At 45.4% G+C, this 25,636-nt stretch carries 26 protein-coding genes; 10 read left to right on the plus strand and 16 right to left on the minus strand.

Annotated elements, in window-relative coordinates:
- Window positions 1-31 precede the first annotated feature (31 nt).
- The 8 genes from R7P67_RS14450 to R7P67_RS14485 form a co-directional block, all read right to left on the minus strand.
- Complete coding sequence (locus R7P67_RS14450) at window positions 32-967, minus strand: glycosyl transferase family 90 (protein WP_053307285.1); 936 nt, start codon at window positions 965-967, stop codon at window positions 32-34.
- Window positions 954-1,436 carry a pantetheine-phosphate adenylyltransferase gene (gene coaD / locus R7P67_RS14455; RefSeq protein WP_005395788.1) on the minus strand — a complete coding sequence of 161 codons (483 nt, stop codon included), beginning with the start codon at window positions 1,434-1,436 and terminating at the stop codon, window positions 954-956. The genes R7P67_RS14450 and coaD overlap by 14 nt, the downstream gene beginning before the upstream one ends.
- An 86-nt stretch (window positions 1,437-1,522) precedes the next feature.
- Window positions 1,523-2,332 carry a bifunctional DNA-formamidopyrimidine glycosylase/DNA-(apurinic or apyrimidinic site) lyase gene (gene mutM / locus R7P67_RS14460; protein WP_239945670.1) on the minus strand — a complete coding sequence of 270 codons (810 nt, stop codon included), beginning with the start codon at window positions 2,330-2,332 and terminating at the stop codon, window positions 1,523-1,525.
- 102 nt (window positions 2,333-2,434) lie between these two features.
- Window positions 2,435-2,911 (minus strand): hypothetical protein, encoded by a 477-nt coding sequence (locus R7P67_RS14465; RefSeq protein ID WP_262652849.1) that lies wholly within the window; start codon window positions 2,909-2,911, stop codon window positions 2,435-2,437.
- A 276-nt stretch (window positions 2,912-3,187) separates the two neighbouring features.
- On the minus strand, window positions 3,188-3,358 hold the full coding sequence (gene rpmG / locus R7P67_RS14470; RefSeq protein WP_004410866.1) for a 50S ribosomal protein L33: 171 nt from the start codon (window positions 3,356-3,358) through the stop codon (window positions 3,188-3,190).
- A gap of 13 nt (window positions 3,359-3,371) precedes the next feature.
- Complete coding sequence (gene rpmB, locus R7P67_RS14475; RefSeq protein WP_005384783.1) at window positions 3,372-3,608, minus strand: 50S ribosomal protein L28; 237 nt, start codon at window positions 3,606-3,608, stop codon at window positions 3,372-3,374.
- 302 nt (window positions 3,609-3,910) lie between these two features.
- Window positions 3,911-4,585, minus strand: a complete 675-nt coding sequence (gene radC / locus R7P67_RS14480) for a RadC family protein (protein WP_025768320.1) — start codon at window positions 4,583-4,585, stop codon at window positions 3,911-3,913.
- A gap of 114 nt (window positions 4,586-4,699) precedes the next feature.
- Window positions 4,700-6,373: a methyl-accepting chemotaxis protein gene (locus tag R7P67_RS14485; protein WP_017820706.1), complete on the minus strand. Its 1,674-nt coding sequence runs from the start codon at window positions 6,371-6,373 to the stop codon at window positions 4,700-4,702.
- 193 nt (window positions 6,374-6,566) lie between these two features.
- On the opposite strand from R7P67_RS14485, the gene coaBC reads away from it, so the two are divergent.
- The 3 genes from coaBC (at window position 6,567) to R7P67_RS14500 (ending at window position 9,485) form a co-directional block, all read left to right on the plus strand.
- Window positions 6,567-7,766 carry a bifunctional phosphopantothenoylcysteine decarboxylase/phosphopantothenate--cysteine ligase CoaBC gene (coaBC, locus tag R7P67_RS14490; RefSeq protein ID WP_262637890.1) on the plus strand — a complete coding sequence of 400 codons (1,200 nt, stop codon included), beginning with the start codon at window positions 6,567-6,569 and terminating at the stop codon, window positions 7,764-7,766.
- 171 nt (window positions 7,767-7,937) lie between these two features.
- Window positions 7,938-8,528 (plus strand): nucleoid occlusion factor SlmA, encoded by a 591-nt coding sequence (slmA, locus tag R7P67_RS14495; RefSeq protein WP_005379386.1) that lies wholly within the window; start codon window positions 7,938-7,940, stop codon window positions 8,526-8,528.
- A 6-nt stretch (window positions 8,529-8,534) separates the two neighbouring features.
- Window positions 8,535-9,485, plus strand: coding sequence for a Kdo(2)-lipid IV(A) acyltransferase (locus R7P67_RS14500; protein ID WP_033905948.1), 951 nt, complete (start codon window positions 8,535-8,537; stop codon window positions 9,483-9,485).
- Between the two features lie 84 nt (window positions 9,486-9,569).
- Here the strand turns inward: R7P67_RS14500 and pyrE are convergent, their stop codons facing one another.
- Both pyrE and rph read right to left on the minus strand, forming a co-directional pair.
- A complete protein-coding gene (pyrE, locus tag R7P67_RS14505) occupies window positions 9,570-10,211 on the minus strand; it encodes an orotate phosphoribosyltransferase (protein WP_005379384.1) in 642 nt (213 codons plus the stop codon).
- A 104-nt stretch (window positions 10,212-10,315) separates the two neighbouring features.
- Window positions 10,316-11,032 (minus strand): ribonuclease PH, encoded by a 717-nt coding sequence (rph, locus tag R7P67_RS14510; RefSeq protein ID WP_031780917.1) that lies wholly within the window; start codon window positions 11,030-11,032, stop codon window positions 10,316-10,318.
- A 184-nt stretch (window positions 11,033-11,216) separates the two neighbouring features.
- Between rph and R7P67_RS14515 the strand changes: the two genes are divergently transcribed.
- Window positions 11,217-12,083 (plus strand): YicC/YloC family endoribonuclease, encoded by an 867-nt coding sequence (locus R7P67_RS14515; protein ID WP_005384776.1) that lies wholly within the window; start codon window positions 11,217-11,219, stop codon window positions 12,081-12,083.
- Window positions 12,084-12,138: 55 nt separating this feature from the next.
- On the opposite strand, the gene R7P67_RS14520 is transcribed toward R7P67_RS14515, so the two are convergent.
- The 6 genes from R7P67_RS14520 to R7P67_RS14545 form a co-directional block, all read right to left on the minus strand.
- Complete coding sequence (locus R7P67_RS14520) at window positions 12,139-12,564, minus strand: phosphate-starvation-inducible protein PsiE (RefSeq protein ID WP_136976541.1); 426 nt, start codon at window positions 12,562-12,564, stop codon at window positions 12,139-12,141.
- A 168-nt stretch (window positions 12,565-12,732) separates the two neighbouring features.
- On the minus strand, window positions 12,733-13,572 hold the full coding sequence (locus tag R7P67_RS14525; RefSeq protein WP_005379372.1) for an ABC transporter ATP-binding protein: 840 nt from the start codon (window positions 13,570-13,572) through the stop codon (window positions 12,733-12,735).
- 35 nt (window positions 13,573-13,607) lie between these two features.
- The gene (locus tag R7P67_RS14530) at window positions 13,608-14,465 is read right to left on the minus strand and encodes an ABC transporter ATP-binding protein (RefSeq protein ID WP_080960121.1); all 858 of its coding nucleotides are present in this window, start codon (window positions 14,463-14,465) and stop codon (window positions 13,608-13,610) included.
- A gap of 9 nt (window positions 14,466-14,474) precedes the next feature.
- Window positions 14,475-16,301 (minus strand): extracellular solute-binding protein, encoded by a 1,827-nt coding sequence (locus R7P67_RS14535; RefSeq protein ID WP_262652850.1) that lies wholly within the window; start codon window positions 16,299-16,301, stop codon window positions 14,475-14,477.
- A 38-nt stretch (window positions 16,302-16,339) separates the two neighbouring features.
- Window positions 16,340-17,383 carry an ABC transporter permease gene (locus tag R7P67_RS14540; protein ID WP_005379369.1) on the minus strand — a complete coding sequence of 348 codons (1,044 nt, stop codon included), beginning with the start codon at window positions 17,381-17,383 and terminating at the stop codon, window positions 16,340-16,342.
- 1 nt (window position 17,384) lies between these two features.
- Window positions 17,385-18,410 carry an ABC transporter permease subunit gene (locus R7P67_RS14545; RefSeq protein WP_137281642.1) on the minus strand — a complete coding sequence of 342 codons (1,026 nt, stop codon included), beginning with the start codon at window positions 18,408-18,410 and terminating at the stop codon, window positions 17,385-17,387.
- 820 nt (window positions 18,411-19,230) lie between these two features.
- Between R7P67_RS14545 and R7P67_RS14550 the strand changes: the two genes are divergently transcribed.
- The 6 genes from R7P67_RS14550 (at window position 19,231) to R7P67_RS14575 (ending at window position 25,633) form a co-directional block, all read left to right on the plus strand.
- Window positions 19,231-21,831, plus strand: a complete 2,601-nt coding sequence (locus R7P67_RS14550; protein ID WP_151514500.1) for a TonB-dependent receptor plug domain-containing protein — start codon at window positions 19,231-19,233, stop codon at window positions 21,829-21,831.
- A gap of 65 nt (window positions 21,832-21,896) precedes the next feature.
- Window positions 21,897-22,661: a DUF3450 domain-containing protein gene (locus R7P67_RS14555; RefSeq protein WP_005379365.1), complete on the plus strand. Its 765-nt coding sequence runs from the start codon at window positions 21,897-21,899 to the stop codon at window positions 22,659-22,661.
- Window positions 22,662-22,664: 3 nt separating this feature from the next.
- The gene (locus R7P67_RS14560; RefSeq protein WP_065275018.1) at window positions 22,665-24,026 is read left to right on the plus strand and encodes a MotA/TolQ/ExbB proton channel family protein; all 1,362 of its coding nucleotides are present in this window, start codon (window positions 22,665-22,667) and stop codon (window positions 24,024-24,026) included.
- A gap of 9 nt (window positions 24,027-24,035) precedes the next feature.
- A complete protein-coding gene (locus tag R7P67_RS14565) occupies window positions 24,036-24,563 on the plus strand; it encodes a MotA/TolQ/ExbB proton channel family protein (RefSeq protein WP_005379363.1) in 528 nt (175 codons plus the stop codon).
- Window positions 24,564-24,588: 25 nt separating this feature from the next.
- Window positions 24,589-24,996, plus strand: coding sequence for an ExbD/TolR family protein (locus R7P67_RS14570; protein ID WP_005379359.1), 408 nt, complete (start codon window positions 24,589-24,591; stop codon window positions 24,994-24,996).
- Between the two features lie 4 nt (window positions 24,997-25,000).
- A complete protein-coding gene (locus tag R7P67_RS14575; protein ID WP_005379353.1) occupies window positions 25,001-25,633 on the plus strand; it encodes an energy transducer TonB in 633 nt (210 codons plus the stop codon).
- Window positions 25,634-25,636 lie beyond the last annotated feature (3 nt).

Genomic DNA, 25,636 nt, shown 5'->3' on the forward strand with positions numbered 1-25,636 from the left:
GATTATAAAAAAGGGGCGTTTCGCCCCTTTTTTATTGTTGCTGAGATAAAGCGAAGTACTTATCGGCAACCATCAATGAGATCAAACGCTCTTTACGTTTATCTTTGAACTGCTCAACCCACTGGTGCGCATTTTCAATGATCGCTAATGCTTCTTGCTCATTCGCTAGGTAATAATCCATCTTTTCGGGCAAATCCGAATAGTCATCCTTCACTTCAACATAGTGGACGCCTGCCTCTAACTTACCTTCCATAAACCAAGTCTCATATTTTGGCTTTGACATAATAACCAAGGAGTTAGACGACATAGCCCACTTAAGGTTGGTGGCCACATCATTGCCTTCTATACAGAGCAAAAACTTATACTGCAGTTGCTCTTCAATACTCATAAAGCCCTTTTCCCATGGTTTCCCTTCTACCGGGCGGGTCTGGCCAATATTGCATTGCGGATGGTTGTAAAACGCATGAATCACCTTTTTACGATGCGGCTGAAAACCCACGCCACGCCACGCTACCATGTCCTTTTTATCTTGATAGCGAACAGGATCATCAATAAATTTAAAATGACGAACTTGATTAAGTTTCAACACCACTGAATTTTGGTTGCTACCAAAAATAGGGCGGCTTTTTATAAAGCTCGGTACATTGGGAATGTGTGTAACATCACCGTTGATGTAGTTAAACGCAAAACTGGAAGGGAAATAGCGTACAACTTGGCGAAGATCGAAAAAATACGTCCAACCTTTCGTTTTTTTGAATGTATCGACAGTCGCGTAACTTTGTTCTCGGCTATCGACTGAAAACGGCGTTTCACACTTGTTGTAATAGTTCACCCGCTCCAGGCAGAGTTGCTTCTCGGCTTCAGTTAAATTCGAAAGTAAACGCTTGGCTTGTGCTCGATATACAAAACGAGGGATAAGTATCGAGAGAGCGTTTGAGAAATAATAAGGGAATTTACTGTCTTTCATTCAGTTTTTCCCCAATCGCGATGGCTACTGGCTTGGGAACGAACTGATCGATACTTCCGCCATGAATGGCCACTTCTCTCACGATAGTCGACGATAGAAACGCAAACTCTTCTTCAGGTGTCAAAAATACACTTTCGATACCTGGTAACAGCTTTCGATACATGTTGGTCAGTCCAAACTCGTATTCAAAGTCTACCGTTGTTCGCAAACCACGAATAAGAACCTTAGCTTGCTCATCTCTCGCGAAATCCACTAATAACCCAGAGAACCCCTTTACCGTCACACCAGGTAAATGCGCTACAACGTCCTGCATCAGTGCAACACGCTCTTCCAATGAAAACATGGTGTTCTTCGATGGGCTTGCGGCTACGCCAATCACAACCTCATCAAACATTTCGTGAGTACGTTCTATTAGATTGAGGTGACCATTAGTCACTGGATCAAAAGTGCCCGGATAAATGACTTTCATATAATTTACTAAGTTATTCGAAACTGATTGAATTATTGAGGCTCTAGCGCAAGATTACAACAACTTAAGCTCGATATTAGCTCGTCTTACTTCTGACACTCACCACAAAAGAAGGTATTACGCTGCCCTATTTTTAGCTCTTGAAGTCGTTCGCCGCATTCTGGGCATGGCTCTCCGGCTTTTCCGTAAACCAATAACTCTTGTGCAAAGTAACCCGGCTTTCCATCGGCTTGCGCAAAGTCTTTCAGCGTAGTCCCACCTTGCGTAATGGCAATCTCAAGTGTCATTTTGATATTTTCAACAAGTAACCCCCACTCTTGAGAAGTTAGCTTACCTGCAGGCCTTGAAGGGTGAATTCGAGATTTAAACAACGACTCATTCGCGTAGATGTTCCCGACACCAACCACGACTTTGTTGTCCATGATGAACTGCTTGACGGCGACACGCTTATTTTTAGCTTTCTCCGCTACATATTCCGCATTGAACTCTTCAGTTAAAGGCTCAGGCCCCATGTTTGCTAGTACAGCATGTGACTCGTCAGGAGCACACCACAGCCATGCCCCAAAACGACGCGGATCGTTATAACGCAGTATTTTTCCACTGCTTAGTTTGAGATCCACATGATCGTGCTTTGCTGGCGGAAAGTCAGCATCTAGGACACGTAAAGACCCAGACATGCCCAAGTGAACAATGGCTGTACCTGTGTTTGTCTCGATCAGTAAGTATTTCGCACGACGACTAATCGCACGGATCACCTGCCCTTCCAATTTTTTAAGCTCTGTAGGAATATCCCAGCGCAATTTAGGCGTTCGAAAAGTAAACGACTGGATCGTTTGTCCAACCATGTGGGGGCTAATTCCCATACGACTGACTTCAACTTCTGGCAACTCAGGCATTAGATTCTCCAATTCACCGGCTAATAGTTCTCGCTGCTAGCATAATCGAAAAGAAAAACGATAAATAGGGAAGCTTATTAGGGGTATAGGCGCAAAAAGGCTCTACTCTGGCATAAGGTAGTTTTCATCGACGGAGATAGCGACCCATTTGTCTTGCCAGGTTTTAAATAGCCAAAAATCAGGTAAACGAAAGAAAGTCACCCGCTGCGGATCTTCGAGATCCTGATACCAAACTTCTACCGTTTCAGGTACCGTCAGGTTAGGTTTTAAATGATCGTACTGTTCTGAGGTGAGCTCGGTCCCTTCCAATGATTGCCAGCGTGATACAAGTTCACTGATCGGTGCATCAACTTTGATGTTGGATTGCCATCGTCCATCATGCAGTTCAAACTCCCAGCCACTATAGTACAAAGACTCCACCGTATAGTCGGAGCGAAGTACATTTGGGTAAGGGTCTGCTTGGTCTGTTAATAGGTAAGTTTTGATCCACATCGGCGCATTTAAGATCACTATAAACGCGATAATGCCCAGAATAAGAATATTGTTCCATCGGCGGCGACGAGCCGGACTCACACGCATAACCATCTCTACTCTCTTATAGTTATGAGTAAACTACCAAAGAGTATTGGGGTTGACTAGAACAATGGTGTGCAAGTATGTAGAGAAGCGGTGACCAAGCGGTATAGGACGATAAATTAAAAATTCGAGTATAGAGTCGGACCAGTAAAATAACTTCAGCAGTACTTTATAATCCGATGACGTACTGAACACTTTATCTTCAGCACTTTTATTCAGGTAATAAAAAACCCAACTCGAAAGTTGGGTTTTTCAATTCATCAAAGAGACTGAAACCAATTATTTGATTTTTGCTTCTTTGTACATAACGTGCTGGCGAACTACTGGATCAAACTTTTTGATCTCAAATTTGCCTGGCATGTTACGCTTGTTCTTATCAGTTGTGTAGAAGTGGCCTGTACCTGCAGAAGATACTAGACGGATTTTCTCACGAACGCCTTTCTTTGCCATTGCTTATTTCCTCTTAAACGTTTTCGCCACGTGCACGCATGTCTGCAAGAACAGTATCAATACCTTTCTTGTCGATGATGCGCATACCTTTAGCAGATAGACGTAGTTTAACAAAACGTTTTTCGCTCTCTACCCAGAAACGATGAGTTTGTAGGTTCGGCAGAAAACGACGCTTAGTAGCATTTCGTGCGTGTGAACGGTTGTTACCCGTTACTGGACGCTTACCAGTTACTTGGCATACTCGTGACATGAATGTCTTCTCCAAAATCGTTTCAGCTCGATATCAACCTTGGTGGCCGAACCTCTCTATCTCTCGAAAAGAAGTTAGAGGTTAAGAACCGCTATGGAAAATCCATACAAGGCTATCAAAGGTCGCGCATTATACTAACTTGATATGCATTGCTCAAGACCCGAACAGATCCTTTTTACAGGTTTTCGTGATCTTTTTTTAGACAGCAGATTTTTTTAGCAGTCCAAGCTGAATTCAGTTAAAAATTTAGTGGCGTGGATGATAGCAGATTTTTAGCAACTAACAACCTAAAAAACGCACAGTTATATCCAGCCTCTTTCAGCAAAAGAGACACTTTCCCCATCTCCGATGACGAAATGGTCCAAAATACGAATATCCACCAATGCTAATGCGTCGGTGAGACGCCTTGTAATCCTTCTGTCAGCTTGGCTCGGCTCAGCGACGCCTGAAGGATGATTGTGCGCCAAAATCAAAGCCGCCGCGTTATGATGCAGAGCACGCTTAACAACTTCTCTCGGATACACCGACGCTGCATCCAACGTTCCTTCAAATAAAATTTCATCTTTTATCACTCGGTGCTGGTTATCGAGAAAAAGAATATAAAAAGCCTCTCTTTGCCGATCCCTTAAAATAGAAGACAGATATAATTTAGTTTGGTCGGGGCTGGTTAAGGCATCACCACGCTTTAGCGTCTCCGCCAAGTAACGTTGTGTCATTTCTAGTACCGCTTGCAACTGAACATACTTGGCTTGCCCTAATCCTTTGTGACGACAAAACTCTTCTTCTGATGCTGAAAATAGTTGTCTGAGCGAACCAAAGTCTTGAATAAGGAAGTCTGCGAGCTCAATCACGTTCATTCCGCGGGTGCCTGTGCGCAAGAAGATGGCCAGTAGCTCAGCATCGGTCAAAGCTTGCGGCCCTCGTTGCAGTAGCTTCTCTCTGGGCATGGACTCATTTGGCAAAGCTTTCAGTATCATCTGATGTCTCTTTATATGGAAAGTGTCCCTATTCCACAAAACAAAAAGCGAAAGTCGAGTATGACTTTCGCTTTCTTCGTACTATCAGTGTTTTCCATGCAACTTAACAGTTCATCAGAGTTTAAAGTTGCCAACCAAGCCGTGAATTTCTGTTCCAGACTGTGATAGCTGCGTGCTGATTGACTCGGCATGCTGCAACGTCTCATTAATGTTGTTCACGATCTGTTGAATAGCCACTAAGTTTTGGTTGATGTCTTCTGCAACCGCGCTTTGTTCTTCTGCGGCAGACGCGGTTTGAATACCCATATCTCGAATTGTTCCGATAGAATGATGAACACCAGAAAGAGATTGCTGAATGAGCGCAGATTCTTCCGCCGTTTTGACACCTCGTTTTTGGCTCACCGACATCGTACTGACCGCTCTTGATACACCATTTTGTAGCTGCTTGAGCATGTCGCCAATTTCATGAGTACTATTTTGCGTACGACTGGCTAACGAGCGCACTTCATCCGCAACGACGGCAAACCCTCGACCTTGCTCACCGGCTCTAGCCGCTTCAATCGCCGCATTTAGGGCCAACAAATTCGTTTGCTCGGCTATCTCGCCAATCACATCCAGCACTTTGGTTATTTTTTCGGTCTGTAAACTCAACTCAGAAATTGCATCTGACGTGCTGTCTATCTCCGTCACGAGTTCGGTAATGCCTTCTATTGCTTGCTCGACCTCATGCTGAGCGGCGGTGACTTGACTGTTGGCATCGTCAATTGCCTGCGCGGTCGCATTAGTATTGCTGGCTACTTCTTTGGCAGTCATGCTCATTTGTGTCACCGCAGTCACGACTTTGTCCGTCTCTAAACAGTGGTCCTGCATTTGGCCGCTCGCTTGGCTGGTCTGAGTGTTCAGGCTTTGGGAAACGGTTTGTACTGTCGTCGCAGAGCGGTGGATATCCTGCATCAGTGGGTGCAGCTTATCCATAAACTCATTAAACGCCGCTGCCACTTCACCGACTTCATCCTGACTTTCGACTTTTAAACGAGCCGTTAAGTCACCGCCGCCTGCGGCAACATCTTTTAATGAAGCCGCGACATGTTGTAATGGCTGAATGCCTTTAGACACCACGATACTGGTGAGAACACTGGTAATGATCAATCCAATAACGGAAATCAACACGGCAGATAATGTATGCTCTTTTAGCTCTTGAGTCTTTAACTCTCGGTGCATCGCAACTTGCTGGTCGATGTCATCAATATAAACGCCAGTACCTAAAACCCAGTCCCATTTCGATAGATATTCTGCATAGCCCAACTTAGGCGCTTGTGCGTCAATGGTCGGTTTGTGCCACGAGAAATAGAGGAACCCATCCCCTTTTTGAGAAGCGTCAATCAAGCCCGCAATAACTGCGACCCCATTTTCATCTTTTAAGTCGTAAAGGTTTTTACCCTCTAATGCAGGTTTGATGGCGTGCAACGTATTCACACCTTGAGAGTCGTAGGCAAAAAAGTAGCCATCGCTTTCAAAGCGCATGGCTTTCAAAATTTCTTTTGCTGCCTCTTTATTACTTCCATTTACATCCGCGTCGTATAACGGTTTTATCGCCGTCACGCCCATCATCATGTAGGCTTGTAACTCTTTCTTTTTCGTTTCGATGAGCTCTTGCCTGTCTCTTGCCAGCTCCGCTTCCAAACTTTTACTGCTGTTGATGTAATACACCACTGAGATCAACGTAGTGATCAACAACAGCGGAATTAGGGTTATCAGCAGCAATTTGTTTCGACTTTTCAACACCATGGTTTCCACTACCTCTTTTTCTTTTCAGACTTGCAAACTCCGCGCAACTTGTCTGTGAGGTAGGCGAGAATTTTCCCTTCCTCGGTCAGATTAATACTCTGGAGTTTGATGTGAATTATCTTCTCGTTATATATGCTCGGGCGGTCAGACTTTGAATTGTGTTAAAATCCGGTCATCAAATTGGAGATCTCACATGCAAACACTAGCAGGAAAGAAAATTCTACTCGGCATCAGTGGCGGTATTGCCGCGTATAAATGTGCGGAGCTAACCCGTCGCCTCATAGAGAGAGGAGCGCAAGTTCAAGTTGTAATGACGAAAGCCGCAAAAGAGTTCATTACCCCTTTAACCATGCAAGCCGTTTCGGGCCGTCCTGTCTCGGACAGTTTACTAGACCCAGCAGCGGAAGCCTCTATGGGCCATATTGAATTGGCCAAATGGGCAGATTTAGTGCTATTAGCGCCAGCGACCGCGGACTTAATCGCGCGCATGTCCGCAGGCATGGGGAACGATTTACTTACTACGCTCGTGCTCGCGACGGATTCCCCTGTTGCTGTTTCTCCTGCGATGAATCAACAGATGTATCGCAATATCGCAACCCAAGAGAACATCGCTACGTTAGCGCGTCGTGGTATGCACATCTGGGGCCCTGCGGCAGGAGAGCAAGCCTGTGGTGATGTGGGACTAGGTCGAATGCTGGAACCAATGCAGCTAGTACATCTATGTGAACAGTTCTTTCAACCAAAATTGTTAGAAGGTAAGTCGATACTCATTACCGCCGGACCAACTCGCGAAGCGATTGATCCAGTGCGTTACATTACTAACCATAGCTCCGGGAAAATGGGCTATGCATTGGCGAGCGCCGCAGCGCAGATGGGAGCAAAAGTCACCCTCGTGAGCGGTCCTGTCAGTTTAAATACGCCCGCAGGTGTTGAGCGCATAAATGTTTCCAGTGCCCAAGAGATGCACGAAGCCGTTATGACACATGCAAACCAGCATGATGCCTTTATTAGCTGCGCTGCCGTTGCCGACTACCGCCCACAAACGATCGCGTCTCAAAAGTTGAAAAAGACAGAAGACAACGACGAAATGGTCATTAATATGGTTAAAAATCCTGATATTGTTGCATCTGTGGCAGCAATGACGGAGAAGCGTCCGTTTACCGTCGGTTTTGCGGCTGAAACCAATGATGTAGAGACCTATGCTCGAGGCAAGTTAACAAAGAAAAACCTCGATATGATCTGTGCAAACGACGTTTCGGTTGCAGGGCAAGGATTTAATAGCAACGACAACGCAATTACCCTTTACTGGCCTGAAGGTGAACTTACGCTCGCTTTAGAATCAAAAGAAGCATTGAGCTTTAAAATTCTCGAAAAAATGCATCAATTGATGTAACTAACGTTTGAAAACCCTGCCAATTTTTTACAAAAGCTGGCATAAATTTGGTACAAAAATGACAACTAAGGGTGTTAAATCTCCCATTCCACCCTTAGTGGTCTAGTTTGAGGCGAAATAGCGTCTTATAATCCCCTCCGCTCAACTTTGTATTTTGAAAGGAAGTAACTAATGGCCGGCAGTAAAAAATCCAACCGTCGTGAAGAGATCTTACAAGCATTGGCAGAAATGCTTGAATCAACAGATGGCGCTTCACGCATTACTACGGCAAAACTGGCCAAGCAAGTCGGCGTTTCAGAAGCCGCGCTGTATCGTCATTTCCCAAGTAAAGCGCGCATGTTCGAAGGGTTGATTGAATTCATTGAAGAAGCCTTGATGACACGTATCAACCGTATTCTAGACGACGAAAAAGATACACTAGAGCGTATTCGTATGGTGATGCACCTTATTTTGGCGTTCTCTGAACGTAACCCAGGTCTGACACGCATTTTGTCGGGTCATGCTCTAATGTTTGAAAATGAACGCCTACGTGAACGCATCAATCAACTCTTTGAGCGTATAGAAACACAATTGCGCCAAATCCTGCGTGAACGTAAGATTCGTGAAGGGAAGTCCTTCCCTGTCGAAGAGCGCATCCTAGCCGCGCAAATTCTGGGACAAGTTGAGGGGAGCCTAAACCGCTTTGTGCGTAGCGACTTTAAATACCAGCCGACTGCAAACTTTGACGAGTACTGGGCGCTTTTGAGTGCACAAATAAAGTAAAAGACTATGAGTAAAGACAAATACACGCAGCCCGAGTTTTCTCTTTCACTTCTTCACCCTCGTAACTGGGGCGTATGGCTTGGTTTTGGTCTGTTGGCCATCCTCGTCAATATTCTTCCTTATCGGCTGCTGCTTTCATTAGGTCGTTCACTCGGTAAACTTGGCATGCGCTACGGTAAAAAGCGTGTCCACGTTGCTCAGCGTAACTTAGAATTGGCCTTTCCAGACAAAACACCTGAAGAGATTCAACATATTGTTGAAGAGAACTTCAAAAATACCGGTATGGCACTGATAGAAACCGGAATCACTTGGTTCTGGCCGACTTGGCGCTTTAAAAACCTGATCGTCGAGAAAGATCTCGGCGCACTGCGTGAAAAAGCCAAAGAAGGTAAAGGCGTCCTACTTTGTTGTGTCCATGCTCTAAATCTAGAGATCACTGCGCGTGCTTTCGCCGTGTTAGGCGTGGCCGGGTACGGCGCGTTTCGTCCGCATAATAATCCTGCTTATAACTTTATCCAGTATTGGGGACGGACACATAACGGCAATAAACTGATTGATCGTAAAGATGTAAAAAAGATGATTCGTGTTTTACGCAGCGGTGAGCGTCTGTTCTATTTGCCGGATCACGATTACGGTCGCAAAAAATCAGTATTTGTGCCCTTCTTTGCCGTAGACGATGCGTGTACGACAACAGGCACGAGCATTCTGGCGTATACCTCAAAATGTGCGATCATCCCAGGCTCAGGGTTTCGCAATGACGAAGGAAAATACGACATCATCGCCGATAAGTGCATTGAAGCCGATTATCCACAAAAAGACGAAGTCGCCGCTGCCGCTTATATGAACAAGTATGTGGAAGAAGTCATTCTACGCGCTCCAGAGCAATGGATGTGGCTCCATAAACGCTATAAAACGATGCAAGATGAGCATGTCGAGAAAGGCATTCGCTATAAGTAAGTGGTCACGGCGATAAATCCAAAAACAAAAAAGGGCAGATGAATATCCATCTGCCCTTTTTACTTTTTCAGAAAAAGTAACCAATTAAATGCCGTATTCTGCGCGGTACGCTTTGACTGCTTCTAGATGCTCTTTGTCTGTGCCTTTCTCTTCAAGGAAAGTCACAAGGTCAGTCAGGCTAACGATTGAGATGATTGCACAACCAAAATCACGCTCCACTTCTTGGATCGCAGACAACTCACCTTTGCCTTTTTCTTGGCGGTCAATCGCAACCAACACACCAGCAAGGTCTGCGCCATTTGCTTGAATGATTTCCATCGATTCACGAATCGCAGTACCTGCTGTGATTACGTCATCCACTAGCATGATGCGACCTTCAAGCGCAGAGCCTACAAGGTTACCGCCTTCGCCGTGATCTTTCGCTTCTTTACGGTTGAAGCAGTAAGGCGTGTCGATATCGTGGTGATCCGCCAGCGCGACCGCTGTTGTCGTCGCGATTGGGATACCTTTGTACGCCGGGCCAAACAGCACATCAAACTCAATGCCTGAATCAGCGAGCGCAGCTGCGTAAAAACGACCAAGACGCGCTAGGTCACGACCAGTATTGAAAAGACCAGCGTTAAAGAAGTAAGGGCTTTTACGGCCAGATTTCAAAGTAAACTCACCAAACTTAAGAACTTCTTTCTCAAGTGCAAACTCAATAAATTCACGCTGGTATGCTTTCATTATTTTCTCTCTATGTCCTTGGTTTCTTGTGTCTCTTCTCGACAATCATTCATTTCTCTATTGTCGAGATAAAAAAATAGCCCCCATAATGGGAGCTATCTAAATCAATTGGCTAACGCCGCCTTCTGCGCTGCGACAATTTCCGTAATGCCGACTTTCGCCGACTCGAGCAATGCCATCAGCTGTTCGTGACTGAACGGTTCACCTTCTGCGGTGCCCTGAATTTCAATCATCTTGCCTTCTTCGGTCATTACCACATTCATGTCTGTGTCTGCCGCTGAATCTTCAACGTATTCAAGATCACACAATACTTCGTCGCCTAGTAAGCCGACAGAAACTGCCGCTACGTGGCCTTTCATTGGATTCGCTTTTAGCTTGCCGCTATCCACTAGGTGTTGGAATGCATCGGCCATTGCAACACTTGCGCCGCTGATAGATGCAGTGCGAGTGCCGCCGTCTGCTTGGATAACGTCACAGTCAACGGTGATCATGAACTCACCCATGGCTTTTAGATCGACCACAGCGCGTAGGCTTCGCGCGATAAGACGCTGAATTTCCATCGTACGGCCGCCTTGTTTGCCACTTGCCGCTTCACGACGAGTACGAGAATGTGTTGCTCGAGGTAGCATGCCGTATTCAGCTGTAACCCAGCCTTTACCTTGACCTTTTAGCCAACGTGGCACAGATTCTTCGACGGTCGCATTACACAACACTTTGGTGTTACCGAACTCAACTAGCACTGACCCTTCAGCGTAAGCTGTGTAGTTACGAGTAATTTTGATAGGGCGAACTTGATCCGCCTTGCGATCGTTTGGACGCATGGGCATCTACCTTAAATATGAGGAGAAGACGATTTGGTTGGGCGAAGATTATAACGGAATAGATTCCGGATTCATAGGTTACGCATCTGGCACAACATAAACAATCCATACATCCCGCGCACCTATCGACGCAGCGTGATACACTCTTGAAGTAATTTTCAAAAAATGAAGACAGGAAAATTCGATGATTTACAGTATGACAGCGTATGCACGCAAAGAAGTAAAAGGCGATTGGGGCTCTGCGGTATGGGAAATCCGCAGCGTGAACCAGCGTTATTTAGAAACATACTTCCGCATGCCAGAACAATTTCGCGGGTTAGAGCCCGTTTTACGTGAGCGCTTTCGTAAGCGCTTAGCGCGAGGCAAAGTAGAATGTAATCTGCGTTTTGAAGCAAACCCTGCCGCAAAAGGTGAGCTTAGCATCAATGAAGCGCTTGCTAGCCAGGTAATTAAAGCCGCTGAACAAGTCATGCACATGACTGGTGAACTGAGCCGAATCAATCCATTTCAAGTCATGCAATGGCCGGGGGTAATGGAAACGCCAGAGCAAGACATGGATGCGGTAAATAAAGTGCTACTAGAAGCGTTTGATGGCGCAATGGATGAATTTATTGAAGCGCGCGCTCGTGAAGGCGAGAACATGAAGGCGCTGATTGAGCAACGCCTAGAAGCGATCACATCAGAAGTTGTGAAAGTGCGCGCACGCATGCCAGAAATACTAGAGTGGCAACGTGAGCGTCTGTTCTCTAAATTTGAAGATGCGAAAGTAGAGCTAGACCCATCTCGCGTTGAGCAAGAGCTTATCCTTCTGGCACAGAAATCAGACGTAGCAGAAGAGCTAGACCGTCTTGATTCTCACGTAAAAGAAACCACAAACATTCTGAAAAAAGGTGGCGCAGTGGGTCGTCGTCTAGATTTCATGATGCAAGAGTTCAACCGTGAATCGAACACGCTAGCGTCGAAATCCATCAGCACCGACATCACCGCATCGGGCGTTGAACTGAAAGTTCTAATTGAACAGATGCGTGAGCAGATCCAAAACATTGAATGATCTAAAAGTCATCGAGTATTGAAACAAAAAAGCCCCGCTAATACGGGGCTTTCTTTTATTCGTCTTTTTCCAAGGTACTGTTATCAACGTAGGGCCAATAATGGTGCCCAATTCTGATCAGCAAAGTAGCCGCAGCCAAAATAAACGCAGCCAGAGATAACCACACAACCAAAACTGCATCCAGCTCTTTCATTCCGAGAGTGATATAGCGGGCGATCGCCATCATCGCGATGTAGATAGGATAGCGTACCGGAATTTTACCGTTCATCACGAACTGCTGCACCATGGCGAGCACTTCCAGATAGATAAACATCAACAGAATATCTGTGAGTAAGACACGCTTCTCTACAAATACGTGCACAAACTCTTGCATCATGGCGTACAACGTCGCCAAGGTAATAGAGACTAATAATACCGCCTCCAAAATATGGAAGATTCTCAGGAAAGGTCGACTAAAGGATTTCGGTAAATTCGACGGCATGGTCCATTATCCAAACAAAGAAAATAGGCCTTGAGTTTAGCATGCAACGATCTTCAATCAATCAGAATAAACATCAGTGTAAATCGACTCCAAGTCCTGGCATTTGCTTATAAAAACGCTCCGCTTATTTGGCGGAGCGTTTTTGTGTTATAGGACCTGTGGCATCACTTACGCCACTTGCTGCTTTTTTTCAGCTACGCGCTTTTTCTTCCGATATTTAGGGTGAGTGATCGGAATAGCAGATAGGAGTTTTTTGGTGTATTCGTTTTGCGGGTTTGCATAAATTTCTTTAGCGCTGCCTGCTTCTACCACTTTACCAAAATACATCACGGCAACTTTGTCAGAGACATGTTTCACCACAGAGAGATCATGAGAGATAAATATGATCGCCAAATTCATTTCTTGTTGCAGTTGTAGCAATAGGTTCAAGATTTGCGCCTGTACCGACACATCTAACGCAGATACCGATTCATCACAAATCAGTAGTTTAGGCTTCAATGCAATCGCGCGAGCAATACCGATACGCTGCCGTTGTCCGCCTGAAAATTCATGTGGATAACGGTTTACTGCCGTTTCTGGTAATCCCACTTTGATTAAAAGCTCTTTTACCCATTGTTTACGCTCTGTTGGCGTGCCAATTTTATGAATAACAAACGGTTCTTCCAGAATCATACCGATGGTATGACGCTGATTGAGTGACTCCATTGGGTCTTGAAAGACGATTTGCATGTCTTTACGCAGCGAGCGCATCTCTTTCACAGACAATTTTGTGATGTCTTTACCTTCAAAGAAAATCTTACCTTCCGTTGGCTCGTATAACTTTAAGATCGTGCGACCAAGGGTGCTTTTACCACAACCTGACTCACCAACTAGCCCCAGTGTTTCACCTTCAGAAACAGACAGTGAAACCCCGTCTACCGCTTTGATGGTGTAGCCTTTCTTGAACAGCCCTTTACCAGAAACAAAGTGCTGCTTAAGATTTTCAATTCTTAATACTTCTTTTGCCATAACATCCTCTTTTATGACTGGTTCACTTTGCCCAGTTAACTGGCAAACATACTGGCATCAATAGGCTTGATATCGATCATCTGCTTCGGCTCATTATCTAAGCTCGGCATCAACCCCATCAAACGCTCTGTGTATGGGTGCTGCGGGTTATCAAACAACTCAAAAATTTCTGCTTTTTCGACAATACGTCCGCCATACATCACGGCAACATCATCACACACTTCTGCCACAACCCCGAGATCGTGAGTGATGAAGATCATCGCCATGCCCGTTTCTTCCTGAAGCTCGTTCATCAGTTCAAGGATAGACGCCTGAACCGTAACATCCAACGCTGTAGTCGGTTCATCACAAATCAGAATATCCGGCTTACAGGCCAATGCCATCGCGATCATGACACGCTGGCGCATACCACCAGATAGGTTATGGGGATACTCATTCAATCGCTTCTCTGGCATTGGAATTTTTACTTTTGCCAGCATCTCAATCGCGTACGCCTCCCGCTCCTTTTTGTCGAGCTCAGGTCGATGGAGCTCAAGCACTTCACATATTTGACGACCAATGGTGTGCACTGGGTTGAGCGCAGTCATCGGGTCTTGGAAGATGATCGAAATGCGATCGCCACGCATGGCGTACATCTCTTCCGCAGGCAAATCAACTAGGTTGGTGCCGCGATAATTCACTTCACCTTTAATGATGTTGCCATATGGCTTAGGTAATAGCCCCATGATCGACATTGAGGTTACGCTCTTACCACTACCTGACTCTCCCACCAGGCCGAGTGTACGTCCAGCTCGCACATCAAAGTTCACACCATGCAGAACCTTCACTGGCCCATCATCGGTGGTAAATTCAACTTCGAGATCTTTAACACTTAGGATTACATCGTTTTCCATAACCAATCCTTACAGCTTATAAGTGTCATCTACGACAACGACAGGTTCAAAAGCTTTGTCTGACTTCATCGCTTGTTTCGTTTCTTTTTTGATATCACTATCAATCCAGTAAGTGCCATCGCCTATGATTGCACCACTGAACAGCGCCTCTGTCATGCGATTCATTGGCTTATCTGGAAACTTTAACCAGCGCCAGTGACCATAGCGGACATAAGGAACCATGTAGCCTGGGACGATAACGTGAGCATCAATGATGTCACGCTGAATCTCATGACCTAGCTGGATCTTTTTATCCATATCCATGCCAAAACGATACTCGATGATCTTTTCATCCAGTTCAGGCGTGCTGTAGTTTGTGAAAGAGTTAGTTTGCGGCTTGTTCGCATTGACTGAATGGAAGTACTCCCAATACGTTGGGATCTCAGACGTACCCATATCTAAGAAAGCCAAATCGTGCTTTTTCTCACGTACGTATTTGAACATAGATGAGCCATCAACTAACTTGAGCTCAACATCCAGCCCTGCTAGCTTGGCTTGCTCACGCAAAAATGCAATACGAGGAGTATGAACAGGTGTTCCGTAGGTCAGCTCGAAGCTTAAGCGCTCACCTTTATCATTAACACGAATACCATCAGAACCAATTTTGTTAAAACCTGCGGCTTCGAATGCCTCGGCCGCTTTTGCGGGATCAAACTTCGGTGCCTTAGCATCTGGTAGGGTGTATTTACCATGACCATAACCGGTCGGGTTCGGTTTACGGGAGTAGTCGCCACGCATGACATTCTCTATCATGCCATCAAAGTCAATCGCGTAAGTAATGCCCTTGCGAATGTTTAAATCATCCAGCAAAGGCATCGCGGTGTTCATCCATACACCACCAGCCCCAACTGGAAATTGGTTGTAACCCCAGAACTTTTGAATGTATCCCTTTTGGTAAGGTTCCGTATTCGATTTATCATGCCATAAGCTTGGTAAAACAAGACCAAATGCATCCAGCTTCCCTTTCTCAAAGTGCTTCATCGCGATATCACTGTCGCGAATCACTGTGATGCGGATTTTGTCGACATTATAGCGATGTTGATAATACTTATTGCTGTAACCCCACCAGTCTTCACCGACATGTTTGAAGGTCACACTTTTACCTTTTTTAATGTCATCTAGGTAGTATGCACTGGTCGTTGGTTCACTTTTAAAATTGTAGTAGCGGACAAAGTTGTCATGTATACCGTCACCATTTTCATCTTTTGAAGGGTTAGCATAAAAATGTGCGGGACGTGGGCGCAGAGCCCCCATTCGTAACAGCAATTCTTCCGGATTGAACTCTTTCGCCGCCTTAACAGCAAACGTGTGAGTGTCGTACTTGATAACATCCGCAATCGTTTTGTTGTAGTAATCGTTGTACCAAGGTTCCAAGATATCTTTGGAACGATAAAACTTCAGCATGAACACGAAATCGTCGGCAGTCACAGGTTTGCCGTCCGACCATTTGGCTTCAGGGTTGAGTTTGAAATAGACCGTTTTGTTGTCACCTGCTAACGCCCACTCGTTAGCAAGCTCAGGGATGAACTCTAAAGTATCTGGGTGGCGGACCACCAAGCCTGGTGTTTCATCTAAGATAAAAGAACGTAGCCCTGCATTAGCATCTGGGCCAACACTACGTAACGTCTGCGGGAAACTTGACATAAAGGTGCGATAAGTCCCTCCACGTTTCGCTTCTGGCGAACCATATTGAGGCTCATCCCAGTTTGTTTGCCAGTCTAAGTCGGTCGGAAGCGTTGCTGACATTGCACCAAAACTCAGGGCGCTCAGCGTGGACGCTAAAAATAATTTCTTCATAAAACTTCCCTTTTTTATGTTTTGCTCACAATGCTCGCTTAAACATAGCGTGTGAATTTTTTCGGGTCGAAAGCCGCTCGAATGGCTTCACCAATAAAGGTCACCATTACCAGAACCAGAACAATAGAAGTCACTACTGACGCAACAATCCATGGCGAATCTAAGTTTGACTTACCTTGTTGCAGTAGTTCACCCCAACTTGGCGTTGGTGGCATCAAGCCTAAGCCTAGGTAATCGAGAGCAGTCAGTGCTGTGATGTTAGCTGCAATAGTGAAAGGCGCTAGGGTTACAATCATCACCATCGTATTTGGCAAGATGTGATTAAACAAGATACGTCCGGTCGATGCCCCTAAAGCACGAGCCGCCATTACATATTCTCGTGCCGCTTCTTTATAGGTCATGGTCCGCATGTACCAAGTCATCCCCATCCAAGTGAAAAGCACGTTAATAGCGACAAAGAGAGCGAACGTCGGTTGAACGATTGAGACAAGAATCATAATGACGTACAAAAACGGGACCATTGACCAGATTTCGATAAGTCGCTGTACAAACAAGTCAAATTTACCGCCCCAAAAGCCCATAGCACAACCGACTGCAGTACCGATCGCGTAGGAAATGGCCATCGTAAGCAACGCAAATCCCATCGCCGTTCTGAATCCGTAGACAAGTCGCGCCAAAATATCGCGACCTATCACATCTGTACCTAAATAATGCTTATTTTCGGCGCTAGGTGCTGTTGGCGGGAAATCACCACTAAAATCTTGTTCATATGGGTTCCATGGCACAAGCGGCAAAATAACAAAGTTGTCGCCCCCTTCGGCCTCAAACGCTTTTTGCAGTACGCGATAATCGGCTTCACTGGATGACTCTTGGCCGAATTCGCTACCTAAACGTACGTCACTGACAACAGGAAAATAGTAGCTACCATCGTACTTGACGACTAGCGCTTTACTGTTGATCAAAAGTTCGGCGAATAGAGAAAGGATCAACATGATAGAAAGAGCAACAAACGACCAATAGCCTCGTTTGATCTCTTTAAAGTGACGAATTTTCTTTTGAGTTAATGGACTAACTTTAATCATGTTACGCTCCAAACTTCACACGTGGGTCGACTAAAGCAACACAAATATCTGAAATGATGTTACCAATGAGCAGTAACAACGCATTAATGGCGACAATACCCATAACAACAGGGTAATCACGCTCCATGATTGATTCGTAACCCAATAAGCCAATGCCATCAATATTGAAGATAACTTCAATCAGGAAGGCACCGGTCATGAAGAACAACAAAGAGTTACCAAAGTGACTCGCGATTGGAATTAAGCTGTTACGCAACGCGTGCTTACGAACTGCTTTTTTGAAAGGTAATCCTTTCGCAATTGCGGTGCGGATGTAATCTGAGGAAAGGTTTTCCATCAGGTTATTTTTCATTGTCATCGTCAGCGTGGCAAAATCACCAATGAGGTAACAGATCAAAGGCAACACCGCATGCCACATAATGTCTTTAGCGCGTTCTAAGAAGGTTTCGTAATCGTCGAAGTCATCGCCGACAAAGCCTCCCATCGGAAACCATTCCAAGTGATAACTAAATAACGTGATCAGCAATACACCCACCACATAACCTGGTAGCGCGTAGCCTACGAAAATGAGTACTGAAGAAGCGGAATCAAACACAGAACCGTGCTTGAGCGCCTTATAGTAACCAAGAGGAATCGAGATAAAATAACTAATAAAGAAGGTCATGCCGCCATAAAACAACGACACTGGCAAACGCTCTGCGATCATGTCCGAGACAGGCTCGTAGTAACGCGTCGACTCGCCAAGATCTAGCATTACCAAACGACTTAACCACTCGACGTACGCTTCCGTTACAGGTTTATCCAGGCCATAAAACGCATTCAGCTCCGCGATTTGATCGTCAGAAAGGGCCGTATTACCACCCGCAGACGTCATTGATGCGGCGCCATCTCCCTGAGACTGCATTTGTGACAACATGCGTTCAACAGGTCCGCCAGGCACGAAACGAGTGATAGCAAAGATGAGAATAGTTATCCCGAGAAACGTTGGGATAACCAACGCCAAACGGCGTAAAAAGTACGACAGCATATACAACTTGCTCCTTGTCTACTGTCCAGTTCAAACGGAGTGAAAGAGGATATTTTCCGCCCAAAATGGTGCATATTTATCTCGTAGTAACTAAAACTGTTGAAGCACACTCCCTGCGCCTCAAGAGCTAGACTTTTCTACTACTGCAATAATTTCAGCGTCATATTTATCTTGAATCCACATCAGCTTCAAGTGTTTGAAACCAAAACATGACAAACTTCCTTCGATGTCGAAAAACAGAAATGTTTTTGTAAAAAATTATAAAAAACCACAAAAATAATTCATACAGAATATCAATCTAGGCTGTTTAGAGCCAAAACCCTACATAAAAATGCACCCTACACACATAAATAGACACATAATCCAAGGTTATATTTGACCTAAAAATACGAGTGAGCCCTTTAACCGCAATGGGTATCATATTTTGATACCACCTAATAAGTTCGAGCTAACAAAGTATGGATTCGATATAAAACTCATCTCAGAACAATTCACTGGAAAAATATCTTTTTCCAGATTCAATTACCCACTAAAAAACCATAGGCAAGATAAGTCATTAAAGTTTATAAGAAACACAAAATACGGTGTTTTATTGAAATTTAATGTCGATTCATAAACATTATTCGGTTTTTTATTCCGCCTTTTAAATGAAGCCTGGTTATTTACATCTTTTTTACATTTAAGCATCCCCGTTTACCACTGGTTTGACTTCCTTTTTTCATCTCGGTTATACATTGGCCGAACGTTAACGAAATATTAACGTCACATTTGGCCGCTATGCGGCCAGACATAGGAAATAATAATAATCGGAGCAACAAGGATGTATAAAAACACAACCGCTTTATCTGTTGCGATAAGCCTTGCTTTGGGGACAGCAGCAGTTGCAGCCCCAGCAACAGCACTGGCAGAAGAGCAGCAAGTTGAAAAACTTCAAAAGATGAAAGTTACTGGTTCGCGTATCTCCACGACGGATATGGAAGGTCCTTCACCAGTTACTGTTATTAATAGTAAAGACATTGAGTCTAAAGGCTTTAACAGCGCGCAAGACGTATTGAACAGTTTGACCCAAAACACAGGTGGTGTAATGGCTCAAACAGACTCTTTCTCGTTTACACCAGCAGCGCAGTCAGTCAACTTACGTGGCCTTGGCGCGTCACGCACATTGATTCTTATTGATGGCCGTCGTCTTCCTCAATACCCGCTAGCACAAAATGGTACATCTAACTTCCAAGATATCGGCCAAATCCCTGTCGCCGCTATTGAGCGTGTTGAAGTAATGACCGACTCAGGTTCTGCTATCTACGGCTCCGACGCAATCGGTGGTGTCGTAAACTTCATTTTAAAGAAAGACTTTGATGGCGTTTCTGTAAAAGTACGCGCGGGTGACGCGACGGATGGTGGTTACCAAAATGGTCGTTTAGACGTTGTAGCTGGCAAAAACTTTGACGACAAACGTATTCTCTTCGTTGGCCAATTTGCGGGCAACGAAATGCTAAAGCAATCTGACCGAGATGATTGGGCTGGCGATGACGGTTCTAGCCGTTCTCAGCTAAGTGGCTACTCTAGCTACGGTGCAAACTTTGAAGGCGCCAACGGAACACTTCTAACACCAGCTGATGCTGGTTCTTCATGTAAAGAAGTCGTTGGTGATGCCGCGATTGAACGAGCGGATGGAAAGTGTGGTGTTAACCGCTCTGCGTACCGAACATTAAAACCAGAAAATAAACAAGTAGACCTACTTTTACGTGGTGAAATGGACATTAACGACAATGTCACTGCCATGGCAGAAGCCCGTTTTGGCTACAAGTCTACAGAATCTGAATTCGAACCTAACCCTTATAGCGTTGAAGTTGATGCCACTCACTTCCGCGGCGAAGGCGAATACACTCGCCGTATGGTCGAATTTGGACCACGCGAAAGTAACACTGAAGCCGATTCTTTTGGCTTAACCTTAGGCTTGAACGGCCTGCTTGCTGATACGTATGATTGGGACCTATCCGCTGGTTACTCTGAGCAAAGCGTTGAAACAAGCAACCCAGCAATCTTCCTAACTCTCGACCAAGCTGTACAAAATGGTGATGTCGATCTTCTAGGGCCTATCTCTCAAGACGTTGTAGACAAATACAGCGGCACTTCAAGCAAAGAAGCCTACTCAAAGCTTTACTCTGTTAACGGCTCACTGGCTGGTGATTTGGTTGAACTTCCTGCAGGTATGTCTGGCTTTGCTGTTTATGGTGAATGGAACCGTACTGACTACAATGAGACGATTGATGCTACAACAGCAGCTGGTGGTTTCTCTGGCCTAGGTGGAACATCAGGCGGCGGTGACCGTGATCAGATTGGTCTTGGTGTTGAAGCTCTTATTCCTATCATTGAAGATTTAGAAATGACTGTCGCTGGTCGTTACGACCACTACTTCGACGACTCGGCAACTGGTGGCGCATTCACTCCTAAAGTAGCCCTAGCATACCGTCCTACTGACACCCTATTGCTACGTGGTAGCTACGGTCTAGGCTTCCGAGCTCCAGACTTGAAGCGACTATTTGGTGATCAAACTCGAGGCTTTGGTTCTGGTTTTGACCCTGTGCTTTGTGCCAACGCTGGTGGTAGCGGCCCACAAGATAAAGACAAGTACCCAGAGTGTGATACTCAGTACTTCGATACGCTTAATGGACCTAACTCAGAGCTGAAAGAAGAAACAAGTACAAACATTAACTTGGGCCTAGCGTGGGAGCCTGTGGATGATCTTGGTGTAACTGTTGACTGGTACCACATCAAGATGGAAGACGTCGTAACAGCACCAACTTACCAAGACGTAATTAACGATCCAGGTAAATACCCAGGTACTGAAGTCATTCGTAACCCAGATGGCACCATCAAGTCGGTATCCTATGGTCCAGTGAACCAGTCGTATGAAGAGCGTTCTGGTATTGACCTAGCGATCAAATACGCATACGACACTAATGAGTTCGGCTCATTTAACACGCGTGTTGCTGTAACGAAGATCTTGATTGCTGAATATCAAGAAAACGACAGCGAGCCTGTAACGGATGAAAGAGATTTCATGCCTGAATACACCGCAACGTTAAATCTTGGCTGGGCATATGAAGATGTCGCTATCAACCTATTTGGTAAATACCGCGACCGTATGTGTTCAAGCTACGCAAACCGTTACTACTTTGATGACTGTGATTCTGCTAAAAAAGCGGGTTACAAAGCAGAAATCGCTAGTATGACAACGTGGAACCTAACGGCTTCTTACCAATTCAACGAGAGTGGTCGTGTAACTCTTGGTGCTATCAACATGTTTGACAAAGTACCGCCTGCAGATCCTCTAAGCGATACCTCTCCATTCTATGCAACTGGGTATGACGATCCAATCGGACGTCAGCTATACGTCGAGGCATCATACGACTTCTAAAAAATATTTGGCGCGGGTTTTCCGCGCCCTTTTCGACTGACTAAAACACTGACAAGGATGCAACCATGAAATTCAAGGAATTTGGTCTCAGTGCCATAGCTGCAGCATTGCTTACTATCAGTAGTAGCTCTATAGCGGCCAACTCTGGTGCTGTCGTTTCCACACAAGCAAAAGCAAATCAATCTTCAGAAGCTTCGCAACAAAAAATCGACAATTATGCCGAAAGTACTGAAGGCATGTTGGCAGAATACAAAGGCTTACTACGTCAAATCGACAGCATGAAAGTCTACAACGAGCAAATTAATCGTATGGTTCAATCACAGCAAGGTGAATTGGACTCATTAAATAACCAAATTGCTCAGATCGATCAAACGGCAACAGAAGTAGTGCCACTAACACTTAAAATGATCGATGCACTCGATGAGTTTGTGACTCTCGATCTGCCTTTCCAGAAAAAAGAACGTAATAAACGTGTCCAAGAACTGCGTCGTCTCATGGATCGCGCCGACGTAACAACTTCTGAGAAATTCCGTAAAGTGATGGAAGCCTACCAAATTGAAGAAGGCTTCTCTCGCTCAATTGAATCTTACAAAGCTAGCCTAGATAGAAATGGGGAAACCGTGACTTACGACTTCCTACGTATTGGTCGCACGGCGCTTTTATTCCAATCTCCAGACGGTGGTGAGACAGGTATGTGGAACCAACAAACACGTCAATGGGAAACATTACCGGAAAGCTACCGCATAGCGGTACAGCAAGGCCTTCGTATCGCGAAGAAGCAAGCGCCACCAGCGCTAATCAAATTGCCTGTATATGCTGGGGAGGAATAAGAGATGAAAGGATTCAAAACTCTAGCCGCTGGCCTACTAGCGAGCTTATTTATGGTTTCTGGCGTACAAGCAGAAGCGCCTAAAAACTTATCTGAACTACTTAAAAACGTAAAATCAGAAAGCATCGTTGAGTCAAAAGAGAACAAAGCCCGTGAAGCTGAGTTCAAGAACAATCGCGATAAGCAAGCGGCATTATTGCAACAAGCTCGCGAAGAGTTAGCTGCGCAGCAAGCACTGGGCGATCAACTTAAAGCAACATTTGATGAAAACGATAAGCAGCTAACTGAACTAACAGAAACCCTACGTGTTCGCTCTGGTACTTTGGGCGAAATGTTTGGTGTGGTCCGCCAGTATGCGGGAGAGTTTAAGGGCTTATTTGCAGCCTCTCAAAACGCTGTTCAGTTCCCAGAGCGTGACGCTCTACTAACGAAACTGGCTGAAAGTAAAGAACTGCCGTCAACACAAGAGCTAGAAGCTTTCTGGCATACCATTCTCCAACAAGTGGTTGCTTCTGGCGAAACTGCAACAACCCAAGCAACGGTTGTTTATGGCGAAGGTAAAGAAGCGGTTCGCGATGTTACTCTTGTCGGTGAATTTAACGCGATTGCCGATGGTAAGTACGTTACTTATGTACCTCAAACAGGTAAGTTCGAAGAACTCTCTCGACAGCCTCGCACCAATATTACACGTCATGTTGCAGGCTTTGAGTCAGCGTCAAACAGCTATGAGCCACTGTTTATTGACCCATCCCGTGGTGTAATTCTGTCTCTACTTGTACAAAGCCCTACCGTTCAAGAACGTATTGATCAAGGTGGCATTGTAGGTTACGTCATCCTTGGTATGGGTGCAGTTGGCGCTATCATTGCTCTAGTTTGCTTCCTACGCCTTCAAGTGATTGGCGGTAAAATGCGTAAGCAAGCGAAATCAGAAACTGTGATTCCTGGTAACCCATTGGGTGAAGTTATCCAGGCTTACCAAGAGCACAAAGGTGACAACCTTGAAGATCTGGAAGCGAAGCTGGACGAAATCATTCTACGTAACGCTCCAAGCATTGAACGCTTCATCAGTTCAATCAAGCTATTTGCTTCTGTAGCACCTCTACTTGGTCTACTGGGTACGGTAATGGGTATGATCGGCACATTCCAAGCCATTACTCTGTTCGGTACTGGCGATCCTAAACTGATGGCTGGCGGTATTTCTGAAGCTCTTGTTACAACCATGCTAGGTCTGGTTGTCGCAATTCCATTGCTGTTCCTTTACACCATCGTACACAGTAAAGGTCGTCGTTTGGTTCAAACTCTTGAAGAACAGAGTGCAGGCTTCATCGCTCGCTATCAGGAAAAACTACATAAAGCCGAAAGCTAAGGAGGCGTTATGTGGTGGTTAGTTGGAGAACTTGAATCAATTAGGCGCTTCTTGGGAATGGGTGGCGATGTACTCGTCGCCATCTTCATCCTCAGCTTTATGCTTTGGGCAGTATTGTTAGAACGTTGGTTCTATTTTGCTGCCGTCGCTCCAAAAGCCATGAAAAAAGCCGTTGGCTCATGGCAGGGGCGATCAGAGCACCAGAGCTGGAACGCTAAGATGATCCGACAAGAAATTGTTTCTCGTCAGGACATTGAGAATAAAAAGGGCCTGCCAATCGTGAAAGTGTTGATTGCGCTTTGTCCCTTACTGGGTTTGCTCGGCACCGTTGTTGGCATGATCCAAGTATTCGACATCTTAGCGGTAACAGGAACAGGAAGCCCTCGAGCAATGGCCTCGGGGATCTCAAAGGCAACAATCCCAACTTTAGCCGGGATGGTGGCTTCTCTATCAGGACTGTTCTTTAGTTCACGTCTTGATCATTTAGCCAAAGTCACAACGCAAAAGCTGGAAGATAAGCTAAAGCATATTGCCTGAGTAAATGGAATTAGAGGTATAGGTCATGAAAAGACGCTATAGCAGTGATAGCAGTGATGAAACCGCTATCGATATGACACCGATGCTCGACATCGTATTCATCATGTTGATCTTCTTTATCGTAACAACATCGTTCGTAAAAGAAGCTGGTCTAGAAGTAAACCGCCCGACGGCAAGCTCTGCGCAAACCGTGAAAAAAGGTAACATCATGGTCGCAGTTGGTGCGGCGGGTGATGTTTGGGTTGATAAACGCCGCATCGAAGTGGACGCGGTTCGCGCGAATATTGAACGTCTTCGTGCAGAAAGCCCTGATGGCGCAGTTGTTATCCAAGCCGACACAGAAGCAAATGCTGGCGTAGTAGTGAAGGTTATGGACCAGATCAAAATGGCAGGTGTAGAAAGCATCTCCATTGCCGCAACCAATAAGGATTAAGCTTATGCGGTATCTGGCCTCAATTGCACTGGCGCTCATTGTCTCCCTCGGGTTGTTCTGGGGGATGGACAAGCTAGTAAACAAAGAGCGCCACGAGTTAGTGTCGAATGATGACCTGCGTATGGTCGAGTTTATTCGCATTAAACCAGACGAAAAAATACAGGAGAAAAAACGCGAACTTCCAAAGCCACCACCGCCTAAGCGTCCGCCGCCGCCGCCAGAAATGAAAGTGACAGCGACAGTAAAACCGGTGATGGAGCAGACCCCAATGGATATGCCAAAGCTTGACCTACCCGTAAATGTTACAGGTGGTTCGGTGCTTGGACATTATAGCCAGGGTGGAGGTGCGCAACTCGCGGGTAGCGGAGGTCCAACACCTCTAGCGACATTCCAACCTCAAATGCCTAGGAAGGCTGCGAAAGCAGGAATAGAAAAAGGGGTCGTCTTATTAGAGTTTACTGTAAACGCACGTGGTGCCGTAGAGGACATCAAAGTTCTTAAAGAGCAACCACGACGCTTAGGCCTCGGTCGAGCGGCAAGAAAAACAGTCTCTAAATGGACATTTAAACCAAAATTGGTTGACGGGAAACCTGTTAGCTCGCGCCTATCGCAAGAAATAGAGTTCTCAACCAATTAAGGA

It is taken from the genome of Vibrio sp. Vb0937 (genome assembly GCF_033338855.1).

Excerpts from the sequence above, each read along its gene's own strand:
- R7P67_RS14550 (WP_151514500.1), top strand. The coding sequence starts at position 19,231 with ATGTATAAAAACACAACCGCTTTATCTGTTGCGATAAGCCTTGCTTTG.
- slmA (WP_005379386.1), top strand. The coding sequence starts at position 7,938 with ATGGCCGGCAGTAAAAAATCCAACCGTCGTGAAGAGATCTTACAAGCA.
- R7P67_RS14485 (WP_017820706.1), bottom strand. The coding sequence starts at position 6,373 with ATGGTGTTGAAAAGTCGAAACAAATTGCTGCTGATAACCCTAATTCCG.
- R7P67_RS14500 (WP_033905948.1), top strand. The coding sequence starts at position 8,535 with ATGAGTAAAGACAAATACACGCAGCCCGAGTTTTCTCTTTCACTTCTT.
- R7P67_RS14555 (WP_005379365.1), top strand. The coding sequence starts at position 21,897 with ATGAAATTCAAGGAATTTGGTCTCAGTGCCATAGCTGCAGCATTGCTT.
- R7P67_RS14535 (WP_262652850.1), bottom strand. The coding sequence starts at position 16,301 with ATGAAGAAATTATTTTTAGCGTCCACGCTGAGCGCCCTGAGTTTTGGT.
- R7P67_RS14525 (WP_005379372.1), bottom strand. The coding sequence starts at position 13,572 with ATGGCAAAAGAAGTATTAAGAATTGAAAATCTTAAGCAGCACTTTGTT.
- R7P67_RS14565 (WP_005379363.1), top strand. The coding sequence starts at position 24,036 with ATGTGGTGGTTAGTTGGAGAACTTGAATCAATTAGGCGCTTCTTGGGA.
- R7P67_RS14520 (WP_136976541.1), bottom strand. The coding sequence starts at position 12,564 with ATGCCGTCGAATTTACCGAAATCCTTTAGTCGACCTTTCCTGAGAATC.
- radC (WP_025768320.1), bottom strand. The coding sequence starts at position 4,585 with ATGATACTGAAAGCTTTGCCAAATGAGTCCATGCCCAGAGAGAAGCTA.
- R7P67_RS14570 (WP_005379359.1), top strand. The coding sequence starts at position 24,589 with ATGAAAAGACGCTATAGCAGTGATAGCAGTGATGAAACCGCTATCGAT.
- R7P67_RS14540 (WP_005379369.1), bottom strand. The coding sequence starts at position 17,383 with ATGATTAAAGTTAGTCCATTAACTCAAAAGAAAATTCGTCACTTTAAA.
- R7P67_RS14560 (WP_065275018.1), top strand. The coding sequence starts at position 22,665 with ATGAAAGGATTCAAAACTCTAGCCGCTGGCCTACTAGCGAGCTTATTT.
- rpmB (WP_005384783.1), bottom strand. The coding sequence starts at position 3,608 with ATGTCACGAGTATGCCAAGTAACTGGTAAGCGTCCAGTAACGGGTAAC.
- R7P67_RS14575 (WP_005379353.1), top strand. The coding sequence starts at position 25,001 with ATGCGGTATCTGGCCTCAATTGCACTGGCGCTCATTGTCTCCCTCGGG.
- mutM (WP_239945670.1), bottom strand. The coding sequence starts at position 2,332 with ATGCCTGAGTTGCCAGAAGTTGAAGTCAGTCGTATGGGAATTAGCCCC.
- coaD (WP_005395788.1), bottom strand. The coding sequence starts at position 1,436 with ATGAAAGTCATTTATCCGGGCACTTTTGATCCAGTGACTAATGGTCAC.
- R7P67_RS14545 (WP_137281642.1), bottom strand. The coding sequence starts at position 18,410 with ATGCTGTCGTACTTTTTACGCCGTTTGGCGTTGGTTATCCCAACGTTT.
- R7P67_RS14450 (WP_053307285.1), bottom strand. The coding sequence starts at position 967 with ATGAAAGACAGTAAATTCCCTTATTATTTCTCAAACGCTCTCTCGATA.
- rpmG (WP_004410866.1), bottom strand. The coding sequence starts at position 3,358 with ATGGCAAAGAAAGGCGTTCGTGAGAAAATCCGTCTAGTATCTTCTGCA.
- R7P67_RS14530 (WP_080960121.1), bottom strand. The coding sequence starts at position 14,465 with ATGGAAAACGATGTAATCCTAAGTGTTAAAGATCTCGAAGTTGAATTT.
- rph (WP_031780917.1), bottom strand. The coding sequence starts at position 11,032 with ATGCGTCCAAACGATCGCAAGGCGGATCAAGTTCGCCCTATCAAAATT.
- coaBC (WP_262637890.1), top strand. The coding sequence starts at position 6,567 with ATGCAAACACTAGCAGGAAAGAAAATTCTACTCGGCATCAGTGGCGGT.
- R7P67_RS14515 (WP_005384776.1), top strand. The coding sequence starts at position 11,217 with ATGATTTACAGTATGACAGCGTATGCACGCAAAGAAGTAAAAGGCGAT.
- pyrE (WP_005379384.1), bottom strand. The coding sequence starts at position 10,211 with ATGAAAGCATACCAGCGTGAATTTATTGAGTTTGCACTTGAGAAAGAA.
- R7P67_RS14465 (WP_262652849.1), bottom strand. The coding sequence starts at position 2,911 with ATGCGTGTGAGTCCGGCTCGTCGCCGCCGATGGAACAATATTCTTATT.